Origin of the sequence: Streptomyces roseofulvus (assembly GCF_039534915.1) — a bacterium.
In the GTDB taxonomy this organism is placed as follows: Bacteria; Actinomycetota; Actinomycetes; order Streptomycetales; family Streptomycetaceae; genus Streptomyces; species Streptomyces roseofulvus.
In genome coordinates this window covers 247,805-269,970 of the sequence record NZ_BAAAWE010000001.1, presented here as the reverse complement: position 1 = coordinate 269,970, position 22,166 = coordinate 247,805, and the positions used below count along the sequence as shown (strand labels likewise).

At 71.0% G+C, this 22,166-nt stretch carries 12 protein-coding genes and 1 pseudogene; 9 read left to right on the top strand and 4 right to left on the bottom strand.

Going from position 1 to position 22,166, the window contains the following annotated elements:
* Window positions 1–86: 86 nt before the first annotated feature.
* Window positions 87–470: a hypothetical protein gene (locus ABFY03_RS01290; RefSeq protein ID WP_346168864.1), complete on the bottom strand. Its 384-nt coding sequence runs from the start codon at window positions 468–470 to the stop codon at window positions 87–89.
* 247 nt (window positions 471–717) lie between these two features.
* Here ABFY03_RS01290 and ABFY03_RS01285 point away from each other — a divergent pair, with 247 nt between their 5' ends.
* The 3 genes from ABFY03_RS01285 (at window position 718) to trxA (ending at window position 3,206) form a co-directional block, all read left to right on the top strand.
* Window positions 718–1,926, top strand: a complete 1,209-nt coding sequence (locus tag ABFY03_RS01285; RefSeq protein ID WP_319007498.1) for a M20 family metallopeptidase — start codon at window positions 718–720, stop codon at window positions 1,924–1,926.
* Window positions 1,927–2,468: 542 nt separating this feature from the next.
* A complete protein-coding gene (locus ABFY03_RS01280; protein ID WP_319007497.1) occupies window positions 2,469–2,861 on the top strand; it encodes a MerR family transcriptional regulator in 393 nt (130 codons plus the stop codon).
* Between the two features lie 3 nt (window positions 2,862–2,864).
* On the top strand, window positions 2,865–3,206 hold the full coding sequence (gene trxA / locus ABFY03_RS01275) for a thioredoxin (RefSeq protein WP_319007496.1): 342 nt from the start codon (window positions 2,865–2,867) through the stop codon (window positions 3,204–3,206).
* Window positions 3,207–3,556: 350 nt separating this feature from the next.
* On the opposite strand, the gene ABFY03_RS01270 is transcribed toward trxA, so the two are convergent.
* Window positions 3,557–5,242, bottom strand: coding sequence for an ATP-binding protein (locus tag ABFY03_RS01270; RefSeq protein WP_346168863.1), 1,686 nt, complete (start codon window positions 5,240–5,242; stop codon window positions 3,557–3,559).
* A gap of 655 nt (window positions 5,243–5,897) precedes the next feature.
* Between ABFY03_RS01270 and ABFY03_RS01265 the strand changes: the two genes are divergently transcribed.
* From ABFY03_RS01265 to ABFY03_RS37860, 4 genes and pseudogenes are all read left to right on the top strand, one after another.
* Window positions 5,898–10,097 (top strand): LamG-like jellyroll fold domain-containing protein, encoded by a 4,200-nt coding sequence (locus ABFY03_RS01265; protein WP_346168862.1) that lies wholly within the window; start codon window positions 5,898–5,900, stop codon window positions 10,095–10,097.
* A 220-nt stretch (window positions 10,098–10,317) separates the two neighbouring features.
* A complete protein-coding gene (locus ABFY03_RS01260; RefSeq protein ID WP_346168861.1) occupies window positions 10,318–17,184 on the top strand; it encodes a polymorphic toxin-type HINT domain-containing protein in 6,867 nt (2,288 codons plus the stop codon).
* Between the two features lie 5 nt (window positions 17,185–17,189).
* Window positions 17,190–17,612, top strand: a complete 423-nt coding sequence (locus ABFY03_RS01255) for a hypothetical protein (RefSeq protein WP_346168860.1) — start codon at window positions 17,190–17,192, stop codon at window positions 17,610–17,612.
* A 177-nt stretch (window positions 17,613–17,789) separates the two neighbouring features.
* Window positions 17,790–18,056: pseudogene (locus tag ABFY03_RS37860) on the top strand (IS5/IS1182 family transposase); the annotation flags it as partial.
* Window positions 18,057–18,146: 90 nt separating this feature from the next.
* Here ABFY03_RS37860 and ABFY03_RS01245 read toward each other — a convergent pair.
* Window positions 18,147–18,692, bottom strand: coding sequence for a ferredoxin (locus ABFY03_RS01245; RefSeq protein ID WP_346168859.1), 546 nt, complete (start codon window positions 18,690–18,692; stop codon window positions 18,147–18,149).
* 451 nt (window positions 18,693–19,143) lie between these two features.
* On the opposite strand from ABFY03_RS01245, the gene ABFY03_RS37855 reads away from it, so the two are divergent.
* Window positions 19,144–19,455 (top strand): GNAT family N-acetyltransferase, encoded by a 312-nt coding sequence (locus ABFY03_RS37855; protein ID WP_386723756.1) that lies wholly within the window; start codon window positions 19,144–19,146, stop codon window positions 19,453–19,455.
* A gap of 368 nt (window positions 19,456–19,823) precedes the next feature.
* Here ABFY03_RS37855 and ABFY03_RS01240 read toward each other — a convergent pair whose 3' ends face one another.
* Window positions 19,824–20,603 (bottom strand): MmyB family transcriptional regulator, encoded by a 780-nt coding sequence (locus ABFY03_RS01240; RefSeq protein WP_346168858.1) that lies wholly within the window; start codon window positions 20,601–20,603, stop codon window positions 19,824–19,826.
* A gap of 85 nt (window positions 20,604–20,688) precedes the next feature.
* On the opposite strand from ABFY03_RS01240, the gene ABFY03_RS01235 reads away from it, so the two are divergent.
* Window positions 20,689–21,699 (top strand): LLM class flavin-dependent oxidoreductase, encoded by a 1,011-nt coding sequence (locus ABFY03_RS01235; RefSeq protein WP_346168857.1) that lies wholly within the window; start codon window positions 20,689–20,691, stop codon window positions 21,697–21,699.
* The last annotated feature ends 467 nt before the right edge of the window (window positions 21,700–22,166 follow it).

The following is a 22,166-nucleotide window of genomic DNA, read 5'->3' as shown; positions in this document are numbered from 1 at the left end:
GTGAGGCGGCATGCCCTGTCCCCCCAGTCTGCGCTCGCCGGGGACGCCTGTCACGGCAGGGCCCTTTCACGGACCGCCCGACGCCGTCAGCAACCCGGCCCGGCATCGGCGACCTGAACACGGACGGTGGTGACACCGGCAACGGTGTGTGTCCGCACGGTCATGTCCCGCGCGAGGAGCCGCAGCAGACCCCACCACGCGAGGTGCTCGCGCCCGCCGGGCGCGGCCTGCCATGTGCTGCTGACGACGCGGATGTCCATGCCCCCGGCAGTGAGAGCGAGCTCCAGCGCGCAGTCGCCGTCGGTGTGGGCGACGAGCTCGCTGGCGACCAGAGCGGCGTCGCCCTCCACGACCTCGCTGACCGGCAGGCCGGCGAGCAGGGCTTCGTCGGCCAGCCGGTGCACCTCGGCCCGCGCCCTGGCCGCGGCACCCGGCCCCGTCAGCTCGCACCGCCGCACCGGCCCTGTCACACCCTGTCGCCTCCCTCCCGCGACCTGCTGCCGTACCCCGCGTGACTCAGGCGGGTTCCCCGGTGAGCCGATCCGATGCCTACGGAAGAGGAGGGCTTCGACTACGGCATCGTCCTCCACGTCGAAACGGCGGTGATTCCGCTCCGTCACGGGCGGAAGGCGTGCGCGGCGCCGCGGCCGCCGGGCACGATACGAGACGTACGGGAGCCGCCCGCGCGGCGCGGAGGGGGAGCGGGGTGGGAAGGGCATGAGCGGTGACCCTCGGTGGGCCGGGCGGGACGAGACGATCCGGTCGGTGGTGGAGCTCGCGCAGGAGCTCGTGCGTCGGCCGAGCCGTGGCGGGATCGATGACTACGGTCCGGTCCTGGACGTCCTGGAGGAGTGGCTGACCGCTCGCGCGGTGCCGCACCGGCGTCTGCACGACGATGCGGGGGCCCTGGTGGGTCTGCTGGTCGAGGTCGCGGGTGACCGGCCGGGTCCGTGGTGGACGCTGGACGCGTGCGTGGACACGGCCCCGTACGGTGATTCCGCCCGTTGGTCCTTCCCGCCGGCCTGCGGCGAGGTCCGGGACGGCTGGCTCCTGGGCCGGGGGGCGGCCGACTCCAAGCTTGCCGCGGCGATGTACTGCCACATCGCCGCCGGCCTCGCTGCGGGACCGCGGGACTTCGCCGGCGGCCTCGCGGTACTTCTGGACGTGGACGAGCACACCGGAGGCTTCGGTGGCGCCCGTGCCTACCTCGCCGACCCTCGTGCCGCCCGGCCGGCCGGCGTGATCATCGGCTACCCCGGCCTGGACGAAGTCGTCGTCGGTGGCCGTGGCCTCTGGCGTGCCACGCTCACCGTGCACGCCCCGTCCGGTCACTCCGGCTCGAGCCGCACGGTCACCGGTGCCATCACCCGCGCAGCGCGTCTGGTGGGACTGCTCGACGCCGCCGATCTGCCCGGCGCGGACGGCGCCTCCGGCTTCCCGCTCGGGCCGAAGCTGACCGTCACGGCTTTCCACGGCGGTGAGGGGTTCTCCGTCACCCCGGACCGGGTCGACATCAACGTCGACATCCGCACCACCCCTGGCTTCGACGCGGACGACGCCGAGACCCTGGTCCGCAAGGCTGCCGCCGGCCTTGACGCCGAGTTGCCCGCTCCGCTGCCGACCGAAGTGGCCCCGGTCGCGTCCTGGCCCGCGTACCGGCTGGCGGAGGACGAGCAGCCGGCCGCCGCGCTGCTGTCCGCGGCCCGGAAGGCGGGGCTCGACGTGCGGGCGAAGACGGCAGGTCCGTCGAACATCGGCAACCTCCTCTCCGGCAAGGGCATCCCCGCCACGGCCGGTTTCGGTGTCCCCTACGAGGGACTGCACGGCGTAGACGAGCGGGCGTCGCTCGCCGAGCTCCCGGACGTCTACGCCATCCACCAGCGGGCCGTGGAAGAACTGCTGGGCAGGGCCTCCGATGGCCCATGACCACCCCCGCGGCCCGCGCCCGGACCCCTAGGGCGCCCTAGGGGGGGCGAAACGAACCCGCCACGGGCCGCTTCGAGGAACGTCAGGAGTACGCGGACTGGCCGGGGCCCGAGCACGCTGACTGCCGAGACCGAGGTGGAATTCCGGCGAACCGGCGCTATGAGTGGCCGTGACGATGGTGGCATGAGCGAATCGGACGCAGGCCCGGGGGAGTGGCCTGTGGTGGTGCGGGTGCCGGTGCGACCAGAGGGGGCACACGGCGCCGGCTACCGCATCGCCGCCGCCCGCCGCCCGCCGCCCGCCGCCCGCTGCCCGCTGCCCGCCACCCGCCGCCCGCGGCGCTGGGGCCGCGACGGCCCGAAGGCCCATGCCTCTCCGAGACCAGCACCCACACCCCCACCGTGCTCCCCCCGCCTAGACGAGAGCACGCGCGCGGAGGAACCGGAGCGGTTGGGGGTGCCTCAGGGCGCTGCCGCCAAGGCGGGTCCGGTCGCGGGGGAGTGCTTGCGTTGACGTCGGCGTCAAGGCGTACGTTCGTACGCATGCGCATCGGCGAGCTGGCCGAACGGGCCGGAACCACCACGCGGGCTCTGCGGTACTACGAGTCCCGGGGTCTCCTGCCCGCCCGGCGGACACAGAACGGGTACCGCGAGTACGACGAGGACGACCTCAGGCTGCTCCGGGAGATCCGGGCCCTGCAGGAGGTCGGGTTCGAGCTGGAGGAGACACGGCCGTTCGTGGAGTGCCTGCAGGCAGGGCATCCCGCGGGGGACTCCTGTCCGGCCTCCTTGGAGGTGTACCGCCGCAAACTGTCCGAACTGGACGGGATGATCGGCCGGCTTCGCGCGGTACGGGAGCAGGTCGCGGCGCAACTGCTGCGGGCCGAGGCGGAGCTGCCCGGCGGCCCGGAGCCCACGTGTGAACTGGGAGGCTGAGGGATGACGACGGGAACGTACGGCGTGGCCGAGGTGACGGGCGCGGACTTCGCGACGGAGGTGCTGGGCGCGGAGCTGCCGGTCCTGGTGAAGTTCACGGCGGACTGGTGCCCGCCGTGCCGGCAGATCGCGCCGGTGCTCGGCGCGGTCGCGCAGGAGTCGGCGGACCGGCTGAAGGTCGTCGAGCTGAACGTGGACCGGAACCCGGAGCTGGCGATGGAGTACGGGGTGATGGCCATGCCGACCCTGATCGTCTTCACCGGCGGGGAGCCGGTGCGCTCCATGGTCGGCGCCCGCCCGAAGCGCAAGCTCCTGGAGGAGCTGGAGGACGTGCTGACACGGTAGCGGCGCGGGGTCCCTGGTGGACCGCATCGCCCGGATCGGCCTGGACGCCAGCGCCGTCCTTTCCAGCTGCATCGCGAACAAGGCGATGGGCAACGGCAGATGGGGCTGATCCGCCACTTCGCCAGCGTACTCACGGACGCCCCCACCGAGGTCCGCCGGACGTGAGGCAGCCGTCGCGACCTCGGCGAGGTGGTGGTGTGCGCGTACTCAAGGCTGCTGGCCGTACCAGCGGGCGTGGGTCGGCGTCGAGCGCCCGGCATGACGGGCTCGGCCGTCGTCCTGAGGGGCAGCGACTCTCGGAGCCGGTGAGGTGGAGATCGCGGTCGGCAACTGCCTCTCGTCCAGCGCGATCACGAGCCCGGCAACCTATCCGTCCCCGGCGGCGGCCACATGTCGCGCGGGGCGGCCACCGGGTCGAAGCACGCTTGGGTCACGGCCAGGGCGGCCTGGCTGACAGCCGGCGAGGGGCCACCGGACGCCTCGGCCGGGATGATGTCCGCGGCCTCCTGGAAGTGTGCGGCGGCGGCTTGGGCGTCGCGTTCGTGCAGGGCGACGACGCCCTGCACGTGGGCGATCCGGCCGATGGCGGCGTCGTCGCCGGCGAGTACGGCCGCCGGCCACGCCCGGTCCAGGAGGGCGCGGGCGGTGGCGGTGTCGCTGTAGGCGGTCAGCCACGCGGCCAGCCAGTGCCCGCGCACGGCCAGGGGGTGGTCCTCGGGGCAGAGGGGCAGCAGACGAAGCAGGTGGTCCCTGCCTTCCTCGACCCGGTGGTACGCCACCCACAGGAACCACAGGCTGACGACCGCTTCCAGCGCCGTCTCCACGTGGTCCGGTTCGTCGACCGCGTGCCGCACGGCGGAGGCGAAGGTGTCGAGCTCGCCCGTGAGGAGACCGACGGCCTGCTCCTGGGATCCGGTGTCCCACAGGTACGCGGCGACAGCGGCCGTGTTGCGGCAGTGTGCCAGCCGCCGGTCGGCGGCCGTCGAGAACTCCCCGGCCTCCCGGAGCCGTTCGAGGCCGAACTCACGGGCGACCCGCGTCATCCGGTGGCGGACGGGGCGCGGCCCGCCCGGGGCGTGTGACGGCTCCAGCACACCCGCGGCGGCCAACCGGGCCAGGTACGCGGGCACGAGCTGTGGCTCGATGGCTCCGCCCGCGCAGACCAGCGCCGCCGTCGCCTCGGTGAACCAGCCTTCCAGGACGCTGGCTCTTCCCCAGACCACGCGCAGCTCCCGTTCGCACAGCACGTAGCTGGCGCCGACGGCCTCCCGCAGGGAACGGTGGCGGCGCGGGATCGGATGCGGGCTGTGCAACCAGCCCTGGTGGCGCCCGAGCCGCTCGGCCAGATCGTCCAGGGGCCGGTGGGCCGTCTGCTCGGCGGCCAGTTCGATGGCGAGGGGATTGCCCTCCACCAGTCGGCAGATCCGCGTCGCGTGTTCCAAGGCCGCGCCTTCCGCGCGGAAGTCCGTCGCGGTGGCGCGTACTCGCGCGAGGAACAGTTCCACGGCCGGCGAGGGGCGGTTGGTGCCCTCACCGCGTGCCTCGACGCTCAGCGGCGCCAGGCGCAGCACGTGTTCGTCGCCCAGTCCCAGGACCCGCCGCGATGTCACCAGGACGCGGAGGCGCGGGTGCGCGATCAGCAGGCGCTGCACCAGCCCCATGGCCTCCGTGTGCACCGGATCGACATCGTCCAGGAACAGAAGGACCGGAGCCGGGGGAAAGCCGCGCACCACGTGGCCGAAGTCGGCGGCCTTCCACGGGGTGGGCCAGCCCGTCACGGTCTTGGCGAGTTCGGCCAGCAGGGCGTCACGACCGCCTGCCGCGGCGCCCTGCCACCGTACCTGGATCACACATTCCCACGGCCCGCTCGGCATCGCGGCGACGACGGTGGCGGCCAGACGGCTCTTCCCCACCGCCGGCCCGCCCGTCACGGTGACCAGGCGGTGCTCCGCCAGCAGCCGCCGTAGTTCCGCCGACTCGTGCTCCCGGCCGATCAGACCGCCAGATCCCCGACCCGTCGATGCGTGCTGCCTCACGCGGCAGCCGGCGCGTGTCCACACCTGCGTACTCCGAAACGTTTCTTCGAGCGTGATATCGAAAGCCGACGTCGCGGGCGGCACCGTCATCCCGGTGCAGAACCGTTCTTTCCGCGACGTCACGGCAACCCCAACGCTCCGGAGGCCGCTCGGTGGCGTGCGTGTACGACAGTCCACCCGACCCGCTGTACGAACGCACCGGTGTACGAAACCCGGCAGCCGTGACGGTCGGCCGCGTCCACCCGCTCCCGCCGCCGCCTCGGCCCCTCGGTCCTCGGTGAGCCCGCTGCTTGCGGCCCCGCCGACGACGTGACTGCGGTCGGCGCCTCCTCTTCCCGTCCACTGAAACCGCCGTGAGGTTCACGGGGAATTCTCCCGTCCTTAATGAGGGTGATCGAAATCATATTTCACAACTGAGTGGTGTGGTCATTTTCGGTAGGGTTAACCACCAATTGGCCACCATGGTGTTCCAGGTCGGCTCTCTCTAATTTCCTTTGGTGATCATGCGTTGATCGCTGAAGTGCCACGAGGGGGCGGGATGGATCGGCTGGAAGTCGGACGAGAGCGCAGACGGAGCCGACGAAGAAACGTATGGAGAGCGCTGGCCGTCGTGATGGCCGGGTTGACAGCCGCAGGTACGGCGGCATCGCAGGCCATGGCGCTGGACACAGGATTACCGGCCGCCGACGCGGCAACGGCACCTTTGTCCGCCGCGGTTCCGCTCACCGAGGAAGCGGCCCTGGAACGAGCACGCCGCACCGGCGAGAAGGTGGAGGTGCTCTCCCTGCGCGGCGAGAGCCGCGAGGTCTTCGCCACGCCCGACGGAAGCCTGGAAGCGCGTGAACACCTGCGCCCCGTCAGGACCCGGACCGGCGGACAGTGGCAGGACGTCGACACCACCTTGACAGCAGCCGGCGCCAACCCGGTCACCCCGCGGGCCACGACAGTGGGCCTCGAGTTCTCAGCGGGCGGCGAAGGGCCCCTGGTCCGCCTGGAACGCTCAGGCAGGACACTCCAGCTGTCCTGGCCCGGTCAGCTGCCGGCCCCCGAACTGCACGGCGACACCGCCACATACGTGAACCTGCTGCCGGACGTCGACCTCCGGCTGACGGCACAACCCGAAGGCTTCACCCAACTCCTGGTCGTGAAGTCGGCGGAGGGAGCCCGGAACCCGGCACTGCAGACCCTGCGGATGGGGCTCGCCACCGAGGGCATGACGGTGCAGGAGACCGAACAGGGCGGCCTGCGCGCCCTCGACACAGGGTCGGGCGGCGTGGTCTTCGACGCGCCCACGCCCCTGATGTGGGATTCCAGCGCCGGCCCCACTCAGCCGGACGCGACGACAACTGCACGCACCACCCTGGAGGGCGAAACGCCGGCTGACGCCGAGCGGACGGACGCCGAGCCCGGAGCGGCGGAGTCCGGCCGCCTCGCCCCACTGGACGTCCGGTTGGCGGCCGGAGGCGACGAACTCCTTCTCACCACGGACCCCGAGGTCCTCGCCGGTCCCGACACCGAGTACCCGGTCTTCATCGACCCCCAGTGGTCCTCGCCGAAGGCCACCGCATGGACGATGGCCTCGAAGTACTGGGCCTCCTCGCCCCAGTGGAAATTCAACGGCGAAGCCGACGCGGGCATGGGCTACTGCGGCTGGTCGTACTGCATGCCGCACGACACCAAGCGTCTCTTCTACCAGCTGCCGACCTCGACGTTCGCCGGCAAGACGGTTCTCTCCGCGGAGTTCGTCGTCCGCAACACATGGTCGGCGTCCTGCTCACCGCGGACAGTCGAACTCTGGAAGACGAAGGGGATCTCCACGTCCACGACCTGGAACTCCCAGGACAACGACGACTTCTGGATCGAGAAGCTGGCCAACCCCTCCTTCGCGTACGGATACGAGGGCTGCGGCGACAAGGACGCCGAGTTCGGCGTGAAGAACGCGGTGCAGCAGGCCGCGAACAGCAGCGCGCCGAACATCACCTTCGGGCTGAAAGCGGCGAGCGAGAGCGATCCCTACGCCTGGAAGAGATTCTCCGACGACGCCTATCTCCGCGTGCAGTACAACCGCCCGCCCGCCCAGATCAAGACGTCCCAGCTGACCCAGGATCCCGGCGGTGCCTGCGGATCGCCCAGCGCGCCCAAGCGGGTCCGCTCCGTCCCGAAACTGACCGCGAACGGTGTCACCGACCCCGACAAGGATCCGGTGTCCGCACAGTTCAACGCGGCCTGGGACTCCGGCGACGGCAAGGGATTCATCACCCGATGGACCTCGGCCAGGACCACTGCCAAGGCGTCCGGCTCCTCCTTCACCGTCACGATGCCGTCGAACATCCCGCAGAACAGGACGATCGGCTGGTCGGCGAGGTCGTGGGACGGCGCGCAGTGGTCGCCCTGGTCCTCGGCCGGCTCGGCCACCACCTGCTCGATGCTCTACGACGCGACCGTCCCCGCCGGACCCGGCATCACCTCGCCCCATTACCCGGAGTCGAACCCGGAGGATCCGAACGACCCCTGGGTGGACGGAGTCGGCCGATACGGCTCCTTCACCATGGACTCCCCGTCGGGCGACGTCGTCCGGTACTGGTACGGGATCAACGGCGACCCCTCCGCCAGACTCAGCGTGTCCACGTCCGGTGGCGCCGCCCGGACAGTGAAGACGATGCCGACCAAGCCCGGCGTCAACTTCATCACCGCTCAGGCATTCGACTCCGCCGGCAACGGCAGCGAGATCCGCACCTTCCAGTTCCGCGTACGGTCCGGCCAGCCCGACCGGCTCTCCTGGCCCCTCGACGAATCCTCCGGAGCCACCAGAGCCGCGGGCCGAGGTGGCGACTGGCCCGCCGCGCTGTACGGGGGCGCCAAGCCCGGCGCTCCGGGAGCCTCGGGCACCGCCCTGGAGCTGGACGGCACCGACGACTACGCGGCCAGTGACGCACCCGTACTGAACACGGCGAAGAGCTTCTCCGTCTCCGTGTGGGCGAAACCGACCTCGGTGCGCCCGGAATCCGGCTCGGTCGCCGTGGCTCAGACCGGCCTGAACCGGTCCGCGTTCGAGCTGTACTTCTCACCGTCCCGCCACGGCTGGGTCTTCGTCCGGCACGAGACCGACACTCCGTACCCCGCCGCGGCCCAGGCGCTGCAGCCGGCCTGCGCCGCCACCGACACGCAGTGTGCCGCTGCCCGCATGAACACCTGGACCCATGTGACGGGTGTCTTCGAGAACACGCCCAAGACCATCAAGCTGTACGTGGACGGGAAACTGGTGGGAACGGCACCCTTCGACGGTCCTTGGGACGCCCGCGGCCGTACCCTCATAGGCGCCACCGCCGTCGCGGGTTCCCCCCACAGCTTCTTCGCGGGCGCCCTCGACGACGTCCAACTCTTCGACTACCCGCTGAGCGACGCCCAGGTCGGCCGCCTCGCCGCCAAGCAGCCCGTGGACACGGGGCGCCCGGCCAAGCTGGTGTGGCCGCTGGACGAGGCCACCGATGCCACCGAGGCCATCGGCGCGGCCCAGCAGGTCGACGCCGACCTCAAGAACGGTGCGACGGCGGGGGAGCCGGGCATCGCGGGCCGGGCCCTGAAGCTGGACGGCACCGACGACCACGCCACCACCGGCCGGCCGGTGCTCGACACCTTCCAGAGCTTCGCCGTGTCCGCCTGGGTCAAGCTGCCCAAGGACAAGGAGGACCGCACCATGGTCGCCGTCGCCCAGAGCGGCCAGACGGGACGCGGATTCGAGCTCTACCACTCCTCCGCCTGGGGAGGCTGGGTCTTCAGCCGACACCACAGCGATCAGGTCGGCGCCTCCGTCACCAGGGCCACCCAGTCGGGCTGCCCGGACACCGCCGGCTGCATCGGATCCTGGACCCATCTCGTCGCCGTCAACGACTACGACACCTCCGAGATGCGGCTCTACATCAACGGGGCCCTGGCCGACACCCAGCCCTTCACCACACCCTGGGCAGCCACCGGCCCGGTGACCCTGGGGGCCCTCCCCACGCCGACGGGGACCCTCAACCACCTCAGGGGCGAACTTGACACCGTCCGCCTGTACGACCGGGCCGTGTCGGGCGACGAGGTACGCCAGCTCTTCAAACAGCACCCGACCGTCACCGGCCGGTGGAAGTTCGAGGAGGGCCAGGGCACCACCACATCCACGCCGAACGCCCTCGGAGCCGCCAACCCGCTCGCCCTGAAGAACGGGGCGAAGACCACGGCCGGCTGGGTGGACGGAGGACTGGCCCTCGACGGGGTCGACGACTACGCGATCTCGGCCACCACCCCCGTGGACTCCAGCTTCAGCTTCGGCGCAGCGGGCTGGTTCCAGGCCACAGCCACCCCGACCGCGCCGACGACCGTGCTCAGCGTTCCCGGCAGCCGGCGCGACGCCGTCACCGTGCGCTACCTCCCCGCACCAGACGGGGGAGGCACCCCTGGCTGGCAGATCGTCACCGCGAACTCGGACGGGACCACCGCCGAACAGACGGTCGTCGCCAACCGGCAGTTCTTCGGCACGGACTGGACCCACCTGGCCGTCGTCTACGACGGATTCGCACGCCGTCTCTCCCTCTACGTCAACGGCGAACTGGAGCAGACGACCTGCGCGGACGACGACGCCGACGGAACACCCGACGACCCACACTGCACGGTGAGCGTCTCCTGGGCGGAGAACACCCTCACCTACAAGGCCGTCGAACCCCTGTGGGTCGGACGGGCCAAGACCGGCACGGACCGTCCCTGGTCCGGCCTCGTCTCCGACCTGTGGACCTTCCAGGGCAGCCTCAGCGACACCCAGGTCGCGTACCTCGCGCTCGGCCAGCCGGGAATGCCCACGACCGCCCCCCTGGGCTGAACGAAAGGGCCGCCGGGAACCCACGCTCCCGGCGGCCCGCACCCCTCGATCACGTCTTCCCCAGAACCGCAGCGGCACCCTCGTGTGCCCGCGGCCGCGAACGAAGGATGAGATGAACGGCAGACCGCACCGGCGCAGTCGCCCATGGTGGCAACGGACCGCTCTGACCACAGCCCTGATCACCGTGGCGTCGCTCCTCACCGGCACCGGCGGAGTCGCGATGGCCCTTGACGACGGCCGGGGCCGCCCCGCGCTCCCGGCATCGGAACGGCCACACACCGGCACCACGGCCCAGGTGAAACCCCGCCCCCGCCCCACTCTGCCTCGCACGCCCCAGCAGGCGCCCCGCGCCACATGGCCCCGGCCCGGCACCGCCGTGGTGACCCTGCCGGACGCCGCCCCGCACGCCGCACGATCCACCCAGCGGCCGGCCGGCCCGCCGGAGATCGAAGCCGCCGGCCTTCCCCTGACCCTGACGGGGACCGGCGCCGAGATCACCGCACGCGTCCTGGACCGCACCGAGTCCCGGGCAGCCGGCGTGGACGGCCTCGTCATCACCCTCGAACACACCGACAGCCCCGCGGCCACGGCCGACCGGACCATCGGAACCCGGATCGACTATGCGGGCTTCGCCGGCGCCTACGGCGGCGGCTACGCATCCCGCCTCACCCTCGTCGAACTTCCCGCCTGCGCGCTCACCACCCCCCACAAGGCGGAGTGCCGCACCCAAAAGCCCGTCGAGACGGTCAACGACACCGAGACGTCGACCCTCACCGCGCCGGCGCTGACCATCGGACGGACCCAGACGACGGTCCTGGCCGCCGTGGCCGACGACAACGCCATGAGCGGCAGCTACCAGGCATCCAGCCTCACCCCCTCCGCAACCTGGCAGACCAACCTCAACACCGGCGACTTCACCTGGTCCTACGCCATCCCCGTCCCCGACGTACCCGGCGGCCTCAAGCCCTCCCTCGGCCTCGGATACTCCTCCGCCGCCATGGACGGCCGCACCGGCGAGACCAACAACCAGAGCTCCTGGGCCGGCGCCGGCTTCGACCTGTGGCCCGGCTACATCGAACGCCGCTACAAGCCCTGCGCCGACGACGGCGTCGAGAACGCCGACGGAAACAAGCCCGGCGACCTCTGCTGGGCCTACGACAACGCGTTCATCAGCTTCAACGGCAAGGGCGGCGAACTCGTCCCCGTCAGCAAGGACGAGTTCCGGCTCCGCACCGACGACGGAACCCGCGTCAAGCGCCTGACCTCGACGGCCCGCGCCAACGGCGACAACGACAACGAGTACTGGGAGCTCACCGACCCCGACGGGGTCCGCTACTACTTCGGCTACCACCGCCTCGACGGCTGGGCCACCGGCCAGCGCGCCACCCACTCCACCTGGACCGTCCCCGTCTACGGCGACGACCCGGACGAGCCCTGCCACGCCTCCACCCACGCGGCCTCCTGGTGCGACCAGGCATGGCGCTGGAACCTCGACTACGTCATCGATCCCCGCGACAGCGCCATCGCCTACTACTACACCCAGGAGAAGAACTCCTACGGCCGCAACCTGAAGGCCACCGACGACACCCGCTACACCCGCGGCGGCCACCTCAGCGACATCGAATACGGCCTGCCGGCCGGCACCCCCTACACGGCCAAGGCCCTCGCCAAGGTCACCTTCGCCTCGGACGAGCGCTGCCTGCGGGACTCCCAGACCACCTGCCCGTCGATCTCCACCGACGCGGCCCACTGGTACGACACCCCGTGGGACCTCAACTGCGACGAGGGAACCGACTGCGACCAAGGCCGCCTGGCCCCTTCCTTCTGGACGCGCAAGCGACTCACCGGCATCACCACCCAGGTCTTCAACGGCACCGGCTACACCGACGTCGACTCCTGGAAGCTGAAACACCGCTGGGGCACGGCGGACGTCAACTACCAACTGCTCCTCGACTCCATCCAGCACACCGGCCACACCGGCCCCGTCACCACGCCCACCCTCACCCTGCCGAGCACCACCTTCGGCTACACGCAACTGCCGAACCGGCTCGACAGAACCGGTGACGGCTACGCCCCCTTCATCAAGGAGCGGCTGTCCACCATCGCCGACGAATACGGCGGCCAGACGGACGTGAACTACTCGGCCGCCGCCTGCGACGCGGCGAGCCTGCCGGTCCCGCAGACCAACACGACCCGCTGCTTCCCCCAGTACCTCGGCGGCGGCCCCACCGAAGACCCCGAACTGCACTGGTTCAACAAGTACGTGGTCGACGCCGTCACCACCACCGACCGCACCGGCGGCGCCCCCGACCAGGTGACCCGCTACACCTACCTCGGCCCCGCGGCCTGGCACTACGACGACGACGACGGCCTGACCAAGGAGAAGCACAAGACCTGGGGCCAGTGGCGCGGCTACGGTCAGGTCCGGGTGAAGACGGGCGGTCAGGACGGCGACGCCGCCATGAAGTCACAGTCCGACTCGTACTTCCTGCGCGGCATGGACGGAGACCGAGCAGCCCCCTCCGGCGGCACCAAGAGCGTCACCATCGCCCTGGAGACGGGCGAAGGCGCGGCCATCCCCGACCACGAAGCCTTCGCCGGCACCCTCTACAAGACGGTCACCTACTCCGGCAACAACGGCAAGGCACTCGCCAAGTCCGTCAGCAGGCCCTGGCGCCACGAGACCGCGAAGAAGGTCCGCACCTGGGGCACGATCTCGGCGAACTTCACCGGCATCGCCCACCGCAAGTCCTGGACGTCCCTCGACGACGGCGCCGGAACGAGCTGGCGCACCACCTCCTCCGCCACCACGTACGACACCGTGGCCGGCCGTGTCACCCAGGTCGACGACGCCGGTGACGACTCCACTCCGGCCGACGACCAGTGCACCGTCACCACCTACGCCACCAACACCGCCAAGAACATCCTCAAGCTCCCCTCCCGCGTCGAGACCGTCGCCAAGGGCTGCGGCGAGCCCGTCGACCGCTCGAAGGACGTCATCTCCGACATCCGGACCGCATACGACGCAGGCACCTACGGTGCCGCCCCGACCAAGGGCGACGTCACCGCGACCGCGCTGCTGAAATCCCACGACGGCACCACGGCCCGGTATCTCGAATCCGGCGCCACCTACGACGGCTACGGCCGGGCAGTGACCTCGACCGACCTCACGGCGGACGTCACCGTGACCGGCACCGGCAACCCGGTCCGCACACCGCGGACGGACGGCCGCACGACCACCACCAGCCGCACACCGGCCACCGGGTTCGTCACCAGGACCGTGGCCACCACACCCCCGGCCAAAGCCGGCGACGCCACCACGGCCCTCGTCAACACCACCACCCACGACCCCCTCCGCGGCCTGCCGCTGACCCAGACCGACGCGAACGGGAAGGTCACCACCTTCACCCACGACGCCCTCGGCCGCTCGTCCAAGGTCTGGCTCCCCGATCGCGCCACCACCCTCGCACCCAGCTACGAATTCACCTACCTCATCGAGGAGAACAAGCCGGTCGCCGTCATCACCAAGGGCATCGGCCCGGGCGGCGGACAGATCGCCACGTACGCGCTCTACGACGGATACCTGCGCAAGCGCCAGACACAGGAGCCCGGCCCGCAGGGCGGACGGCTGATCACCGACGTCTTCTACGACGAGCGCGGACTGCCCACCAGGACCTTCGACACCTACTACACCGAAGGCGCGCCCGAGCCGCAGGTGTTCGAGCCGACCGACGCCCTGTCCGTCGAGACCCAGTCACGCACCACGTACGACGGCCTCGGCCGGCCGGTCAGTACCGAGCACATCGCCGGCAACGGAGACGGCGGCACCCCGATCGGCACGACACGGACCCAGTACGGCGGCGACCGCACCACGATCATCCCGCCCGAGGGCGGCACCGCGACCACCACCCTCACCGACGCCCGCGGCCGGACCACCCAGCTGTGGCAGCACCACGCCCGCTCGGCCACCGCCCCGCACGACACCACGCGCTACGCGTACACCCCGCGCGGGGAGCTCGCCAGGATCACCGACGAGGCCGGCAACGCCTGGACCTACACCTACGACCTGCTCGGCAGGCTCACCGCCACCACCGACCCCGACAAGGGCAGCGGAACCAGGCACTACGACGACAGAGGACAGCTCGTCACCGCCACGGACGCGGGCCCGACCGACCTGTACCACGTCTACGACGGGCTCGGACGCCGCACCGAACTCCGCGAGAACAGCGCCACAGGCACCCTGCGTGCCAAGTGGACCTACGACACCGTCAGCGGCGCCAAGGGCCACCTCGCGGAATCCACCCGCTACGTCGGAACCGACGCCTACACCCGCAAGATCGTCGCTTACGACCGGCTGTACCGGGTGACCCGGTCCTCCGTGACCGTCCCCGCCAGTGAGGACGACGCCCTCGACGGCACCTACACGTCGACGACCAGCTACAACGGCGACGGCACCCTCAGCGCCGTCGGATTCCCGGCGGCCGGCAGCCAGCCCGCCATGGCCCTCGCCTTCACCTACGAGGCCCAGACCCTCCGTCCCCTCGCCGTCAACGGCAGCCAGGGCCTCGCCGCCACCACCGCCTACAGCCTCACCGGCAAGCCGCTCCAGCACGAGTTCTCCCACAACGGCGGCAAGAAGATCTGGGCGACCAACACCTACGAGTGGGGCACCCAGCGCCTGGCCACCGCCCGGGTCGACCGCCAGGACGTGCCGGGCGTCGACCGCCACGACACCTACCGCTACGACCAGGCGGGCAACATCCTGGGCGTCTCGGACGTCTCACGCTCCGGCACCGACAACCAGTGCTTCGCCTACGACCACCTGCGCCGCCTCACCACGGCATGGACGCAGCCCGTCGCCACCTGCGCCAGGGAGCCCAGCGGCACGATCGTCGGGGGACCGGCGCCCTACTGGCACTCGTACACCTACGACGTGACCGGCAACCGGACCGGCGAGACCATCCACGACCTCACCGGCGACGCCACGAAGGACACGAAACGCACCTACACCTACCCCGCTCCGGGCGCGCCCCGTCCCCACGCCGTCACCGCCGTCGACCAGACCGGCCCCGGAGGGACGGCCCAGGACACCTACGGCTACGACGCGCTCGGCAACACCGAGCGCCGGACCGTCGCCGGCACCACTCAACGACTGACCTGGGACCCCGAAGGCCGGCTCGCCAAGGTCACCAAGCCCGTCGAGGGCGCGCCGGACGACGTCACCGAGTACCTGTACGACGCCGAGGGCAACCGGCTGATCGCACGGACCGCCAAGGAGACCACGCTCTACCTCGGCGCCTCCCGCGTGACGCTGCCCAAGGGCGCCACGACAGCCAAGGTCACCCGCGTCGCCGACCTCGGCGGAGGCCACCAGGCCGTGATCGAGGACGACGGATCGGTCTCCTTCACCCTCGCCGACCACCTCGGCACCGGGGAACTCTCGATCAAGGCCACCAGCCAGCAGCTCACCCAGCGACGTTCCCTCCCCTTCGGCGGAGTCCGCGGCACCGCCCCTGCCACCTGGCCCGGCGCACAGGGCTTCGTCGGTGGCGAGGACGACTCCGCCTCCACAGGGCTCCACCACCTCGGCGCCCGCGAGTACGACCCGGCACTCGGCCGCTTCCTCTCGGTCGACCCGCTCCTGGCCCCCACCGACCCGCAATCCCTCAACGGCTACGCCTACGCCAACAACAGCCCGCTCACCTTCAGCGACCCCGACGGCCTCAGGTGCATCCACGGATCCCCCGGGGGCGGAGCCGACGGCATCTGCGCCGGAGTCCCGGGGGACACGGACGGCGTCATCAACGGCACGTCCAACAACTGCCCCACGTCCGCCACGAGCTGCAACGAGACGGCCTCGGCCATGGCCGAGGAAGCGAAGAAGTCGGGCACCTACGGTCAGAAGCCGATCGTGATCGTCGCCAAGAACGACTCGATCACCATCCAGGGCGTCTACATCCCGACGCAGACGGAACTGGTCGAGGTCTTCCCGTACTACTCCGAACGGATCTCGTACGAGGGCAACCTGCAGAACTGGGCACGTGCCATGCACTGCACCGGCGGGGAGAAGGCGGGCTCCGACTTCTGCCAGGCCATCGCGAAACTGGGCTGGTTCGGACCCACCGACGGCCCCGGGATCCTCGAGATCCTCGGCGTGGACGACTACGTCGGCTGCTACCGGGGCAACGCCGGCGCCTGCAAGGCAGCGGCCATCGACGCGGCCATCAGCGTCGGCACCGGCCTGCTCGGCAAGGGCGTGAAGGTCGTCGGCAAGGCCATCAAGGCCGGGCTGAAGAAGGGGGACATGGCCCCCATCGAGTGCCTGGTCGCACAGGCGAGCCACAGCTTCACCCCGGACACCCGGGTGCTGATGGCCGACGGCTCGACGAAGGCGATCGAGGACGTGGAGGTCGGCGACCTGATCGTGGTCACCGACCCCGAGACCGGCCGAACGAGCCACAGCAGGGTCGTGGCCACGATCCTCACCGAGGACGACAAGCACTTCGTCGACCTCACGATCTCCACCGGTGACGCCCGCGCCGACGAGGTCCTGACCACCACGACGACCCACCCCTTCTGGGCATCCGCGCAGCAGCGCTGGATCGACGCCGGCTCGCTGACCGTCGGCATGACCTTGAGGACGCCGGACGGTGGCACGGCCACGGTCGAGAGGACGAGGAGCTACGAGAAGCGACAGCGGACGATCGACCTCACGGTCGAACAGGTCCACACCTACTATGTGCTGGCGGGCGGGACCCCGGTCCTTGTTCACAACACCAACTGCCCGAAACCCGTCAACCTTCCGGGATGGCGCAAGGTGGACGTGGACATGGACCACGTCCTGGACCGTCACACATCGGCAGGCAAGACGTACAAGCAGAGCGGCATCAAGACCAAGTTCCCGGACTACATGTCCCCGGGCGAGATCGAGTCCACCATCCGGCAGGCGTACAAGTCCTCTTCGGTCGCCGGGCGTTCTCAAGGGAACCGGGTGTTCCTGCGGGGATCGGCGAATGGGCTCGATGTCGAGATGTGGGTGAACAAGGAGACGCGCATGATCGAGACCGCCTACCCGGTGTGGAGGTGAAGCAGATGGAATTCAAGCTGGTCTGCGACACGGAATCTCTCGATCTCGCCAGGTCGGGTTCCGTGTGGGGCAACATCTGGGTCGAGATCTCGGGACTCGCGTTCCCGGAACCCCACTGGAACGACATGCCGGTCGCCTTCCTGGCGGAACTGCTCGACGCGGTAGCCCATGTCCGCAGCGGAGACGGCGACCGCAGGAGGGTTCGCTTCTTCGACGGCCCCTTCTGGTTGGATCTGGTCGGCCGCGAGAACGGCGGCACCCTGGAGGTCACGGTCAATGCCTCCGGCACCTCCGGTGCCAGGGTGGTCGCGGTCGACGCCCAGGAGGCAGCCCGCTCCTTGGCGGCGGTCCGTGACGAGCTTGTCCGCGCGTGTCTGCAGCGCGGGTGGGGCGACCAGATGGACGTCCGCCGCTTGCAGGTCCGGTAGCCTGCGCCCGGCGGACTCGCCACGATCCGGCCGCCCACCGAAGCCCCGTCGGCCCCGGCGAGCCGCTGGGCTGTCAGGTGTGGTGCTTTCAGGGGGCAGCCGGTGGGCTGCCCCCTGAAAGGCCGGTTGTGCGCCGACCGCCGTCTCGCTCGGCACGTCGGCCCGCCGCACGATCATGCCCTCGGACGGTCCCGCGGCGGGCTGACCACGAAGAACCACCTCGCCGCTGCCGGCCGCTCGCCTTCGTTCTCGCGCCCGGCCAGGCGGGTGATGCATGGGAGTTCGCCCAGGTCAAGGCACGCTGAAGCGCCCTGGCGCATCGGCCGTACCTGGGTCGCCCCGAAGGCGGTCCTGGCCGACAGGACGTGCTCGTCCCGGGCGATCCGCCGTGATCTGCGGCGACGCGGAATTCGAGCGGCGGATCAACGGGCTCGGCAGTGGCGGGGGCCTGGCCACTCGCTACGACAAGACGGCACCATGTACCTCGCCGCGATCTTCATCGGGTCGGCGAGGAGGTGCTCCCAAGCGAAGGCCCTAGAGTTCGGGGAGTCGGTCGGCCGGGGTTGGAGAGCGGCGTTCCTGCAGCCAGTAGAGGTAGATCCGCAGGTCCGTCTCCAGGCTTCCGGAGTCGGTGCCGCCGGCGATGTAGGCCGCGAAGTCCAGGGCGCCCTCCACCGCGCGCTGGTCCGGGATCCACCGGTCGTACCGCTCCCACTCCCGCATTTGGTCTCTCAGGTACTCCAGGATCCGCTTCCGGTCCCGCCACCACTCCCGGACCGACTCCGGTGTCCACCACTGGTCTCCGTCCCAGGCGTAGCCGTCCATGGGGTCCGCCTCGATGGCATCGAGCACGTCTCTCACCTCGTCCGGTGTGCGCGGCTGGCGGTACACGTACTCGGTGAGGTACTGACCGCCGTAGTGGATGTGACGCGGAGCTTCGAGTCGACCCGTCGCGCAGTTGTCCGTCTCGGCGCCGTACACGGGCCCCGGGACGTTGAGCCACAGGCGGTCCTCCCAGAGACCGTTACAGCTCGGGTAGACCTGGAACAGCGCCGCCGCCGCGTCGAAGTAGAGCGTCATGAGGGCATCGTACGTTTGTCCGATGAGCCGAGAGCCGCAGTCCGAGCTCCGGCGCCGAAGTCGCGGACGTGTCCGGCGGCTGTGCCCAGCTCGTGCGGCTGGCCAGGACGGGTGCGCTCACAACAGCCGCCGGCCGCAGATCAACGCGACATCGGCAGCCTCGCCGACGCCGACCTGCGTCGGATCACCCGGACTGTGAGCACAGGCTCGACGAGATCCAGTACCGCCCGGCCCTGGCCGACGGCAGTCTCTCCGGCACCCGCCCCGGCTGCACGCCCGACCACCACCCCCTCGTTTCACGCCACCAGGAATGCCATGGCAGGGGCCGGCCCTTCGTCGTAGGGTCAGCCGACATGGCCGTCCGTCACCACGACAAGCACGTCTTTCCCGCACTTGAAACCAGCGTCTCCCAACTGACGTTGTGCGCCCTCACTGCTGAGCGAGCCGCCGAATATCACGCCTTCACGGCACCCTCATCGGCCGCGTTGACCTCGTAGCCGTCGACCCACCCAAGTACGGTCTCGGATACTGGCTCGACCACGAGGCAACAGGACAGGGGTACGCCACCGCAGCCTGCCGGGCGCTGATCGGGTACGGAGCCGCTGTCCTGGGTGCCACCGACGTGTTCGCGGGCGTCACCCACGGAAACGGCAAGAGCAGCACCGTGCTGCACCGACTCGGCTTCCAGGTCGCCGAGGTCTTCGAGACCTACACCCGATACCACCGAGCCCTCGGTTCCTCACCCCGCGCATGTCCTGCGTGACGACATGCCCGGACCGAGTCCCACCCAGGGCCTCCCAAGCGAACAGCGCCCGCCCGTAGCCCCACACACCACCGACAACTCCTCGGCGCAGAGCGCGCTGCGGCCCGAGGCTGCGGCCGACACCCGCTCGCGCCCCTCGGCGACGGCGTCGCCCACGCTCCCCGGCACTCTGACGGACGGCACGGGCCCACCGACACGCCCGCCGAAGCCTCTCAGCCGGCCATCCCCGGCGCCGGCGCCGGCATCGACGCCGACGGACTCCGTGCATCCGCCCAGGACGCCGTCGCCAGTACGACGCACCCCATGACCGCGGCGACCGCCGTCCTCCGCATCACCCCCGCTCACCCGGTGCTCTCCGGCCCAGAAGGTCACTTCCGCCGCCCCGGATCCCCGTCCGCCCGCGCCTCAGCCACCGCTGCCGCTGTCAGGAGCGCGTCGGCCGTCGCCTGATCGGCCGGCAGGAACGCTTCGAGCTTCAGCTCGGAGAGGGTCACGTCGACGGCGGTGGCGAAGCTCGTGACGGTCGTCATGAGGCGGAGTTCGCCGTACGGAGAGCGCAGGCGCAGCGGCACCGCGAACCCGAGGGCCGTCCCGGACGGGTCCGGGGCGGGGACGTATCCGGCGAGCTCGTCGCGGAGCTCCGCCAGGTGGCCGAGGCGGGCCAGGACGTGGCGCGCCCATTCGGCGAGGTTCAGGACACGGGGCGCGATGCCCCGGGGATGCAGGGCAAGCCGGTAGACGTTCGTGCCCGGCCCGAGGAGTTCAGGGGCGGCGCCCTCGGCGAGCAGGTCGAAAGCGGCGTTGGCGGCGATGAGGCCGCCTCCGCCCTCGACGACCAGCGCCGGGTAGGGAAGGTGTCCGCGAAGGATGTGATCGAGGGCCGTGCGCACGGGCGCCAGGGCCGGTCCGTCGAGCGGGGTCTCCGGGTGGGCAGGGGCGTAGCCGGCCCGCAGCAGCAGATCGTTGCGCTCCCGGAGGGGCAGGTCCATCGAGTCGGCCAGGCGCACGACCATGTTCCGGCCGGGAGCGGACCTCCCGGACTCGATGAAACTGAGGTGGCGCTGGGTGGTGCCCGCCCGCAGCGCGAGGTCGAGCTGGCTCAGGCGGCGGCGGGCGCGGTGCTCGCGAAGAGCACGGGGGAAATCCACGGTCCTGTTGTAACCGCAGGCGGGCTTCCAGACCATTCCCCCAAGGGAATTGAGCCGACCGTCACCGCCGTCGACGATCCCCGGCATGGACATCGGAGTACTGCTGCCTACCGGATCCGCCCAGTGGGGACCGGCCGACAACCCTCGGGACCTCGTCGCCTTCGGACGCCGGGCCGAACGGGCCGGCTTCTCCTCCCTCTTCGTCAACGACACCCTCATCGGCCCCCGCGTCGAGGCGCTGACCATGCTGGCCGCACTCGCCCCCGCGACGGAAGCCGTGACGCTGGGGACGGCAGCGCTGCTGCCGCACCTGCGCCGCCCGGTACAGGCCGCGCAATCCCTCGCCTCGGTCGACCTGCTGTCCGAAGGCCGGCTCGTCGTGACAGTCGGCGCCGGTTTCCCCGGCCGCTTCGGCCGCCCCCTCTACGCACTGTCCGAGCTGCCATGGGCGGGGCGCTTCGCACGCCTGGACGAGACCGTCGCCCTGTGGCGGGCGGTCTGGGACGGCGCGGCCTCCTTCCACGGCACGTTCCTGCGATTCGACGGCATCCCGGCCATGACGAGGCCCCACCAGGCGGGTGGGCCACCCGTCTGGCTCGGCGGAGCCACTCCCACGGCCCTGGCCCGAACCGGCCACTCGTACGACGGCTGGCTGCCCTACCCGCCCGACCCCGGCGACTACGCATCCGGCCTCCGCGCGGCCCGGGCCGCGGCGGCCGAAGCCGGACGCGCCACCGAAGACGTCACGCCCGGGCTGTTCGTCTCGGTGCGCGTCGACGACGACGCCGAGCGCGGCCGGCGCGCACTGGACGCCTACGCGCGAGCCACCTACGGCATGCCGCTGAAGGACCTGGAGAAGATCCAGGCCGTCGTCACGGGCTCCGCGGACCAGGTGCTCGAGCGGCTGGAACAGTACGCCGCCGCCGGCGCCCAGCACGTCGTCGTCCGCCTCGGCGCCCCGGACCTGCACGCCCAGCACGAACAGCTCGACCGGGTCGCCGCCCTCCTCCCCGCCCTCCGGGCCGAACCTCCGGGCCAGCGCCGGCCCGCGTGGCTGCGCCCCACACGGGAGCAGCCGCCGAGACACTGCGCGTAGCCCTGGGACCGTCGCGTCCAGGGCCTCGCGCGGTTCGGCTCAACGGCCGGACGCCGGCATCAGCCTGCCCAGTCCACCCCCAGCTTCGGAGCGAGGCGAGCTGGTCGGCGGTGAGTCTGCCGCGCCGGCTTCTGGTGTGGGAGATCCATATGCCCAGCTGCACAACCACCGGCTCCGGCTCGACGGCGACGGTGATCTCCTCGCCATGTGCGCGGGGCACCGGGCGGTTTGCGCCTTCCCGCTCCACCCACTGCTCGGCTGGCCCGGCTGGAATGTCTGCTGGCCCTTGCTCGGCCCCCTTGGTCGCGCGCGCGGCCTTCGGGGTGGGAGCCGGCGTCTCAGCGCGCTTGATGCCCAGTGCGGTCAGCAGTGCGCGCTGCTCGGGCAGCAGCTGCGTCAAGGTCCCCGGGTTCTGCTGCCCGCTGCAGCCAGGTGCCGACGTCGTCGCCGTCGAAGACGACACCGGG

Bases quoted from the DNA above. Each gene is read 5' to 3' on its own strand.
- ABFY03_RS01285 (WP_319007498.1), top strand. From the start codon at position 718: ATGAGCGGTGACCCTCGGTGGGCCGGGCGGGACGAGACGATCCGGTCG.
- ABFY03_RS01280 (WP_319007497.1), top strand. From the start codon at position 2,469: ATGCGCATCGGCGAGCTGGCCGAACGGGCCGGAACCACCACGCGGGCT.
- ABFY03_RS01235 (WP_346168857.1), top strand. From the start codon at position 20,689: ATGGACATCGGAGTACTGCTGCCTACCGGATCCGCCCAGTGGGGACCG.
- trxA (WP_319007496.1), top strand. From the start codon at position 2,865: ATGACGACGGGAACGTACGGCGTGGCCGAGGTGACGGGCGCGGACTTC.
- ABFY03_RS01255 (WP_346168860.1), top strand. From the start codon at position 17,190: ATGGAATTCAAGCTGGTCTGCGACACGGAATCTCTCGATCTCGCCAGG.
- ABFY03_RS01245 (WP_346168859.1), bottom strand. From the start codon at position 18,692: ATGACGCTCTACTTCGACGCGGCGGCGGCGCTGTTCCAGGTCTACCCG.
- ABFY03_RS01265 (WP_346168862.1), top strand. From the start codon at position 5,898: ATGGCGCTGGACACAGGATTACCGGCCGCCGACGCGGCAACGGCACCT.
- ABFY03_RS01260 (WP_346168861.1), top strand. From the start codon at position 10,318: ATGGCCCTTGACGACGGCCGGGGCCGCCCCGCGCTCCCGGCATCGGAA.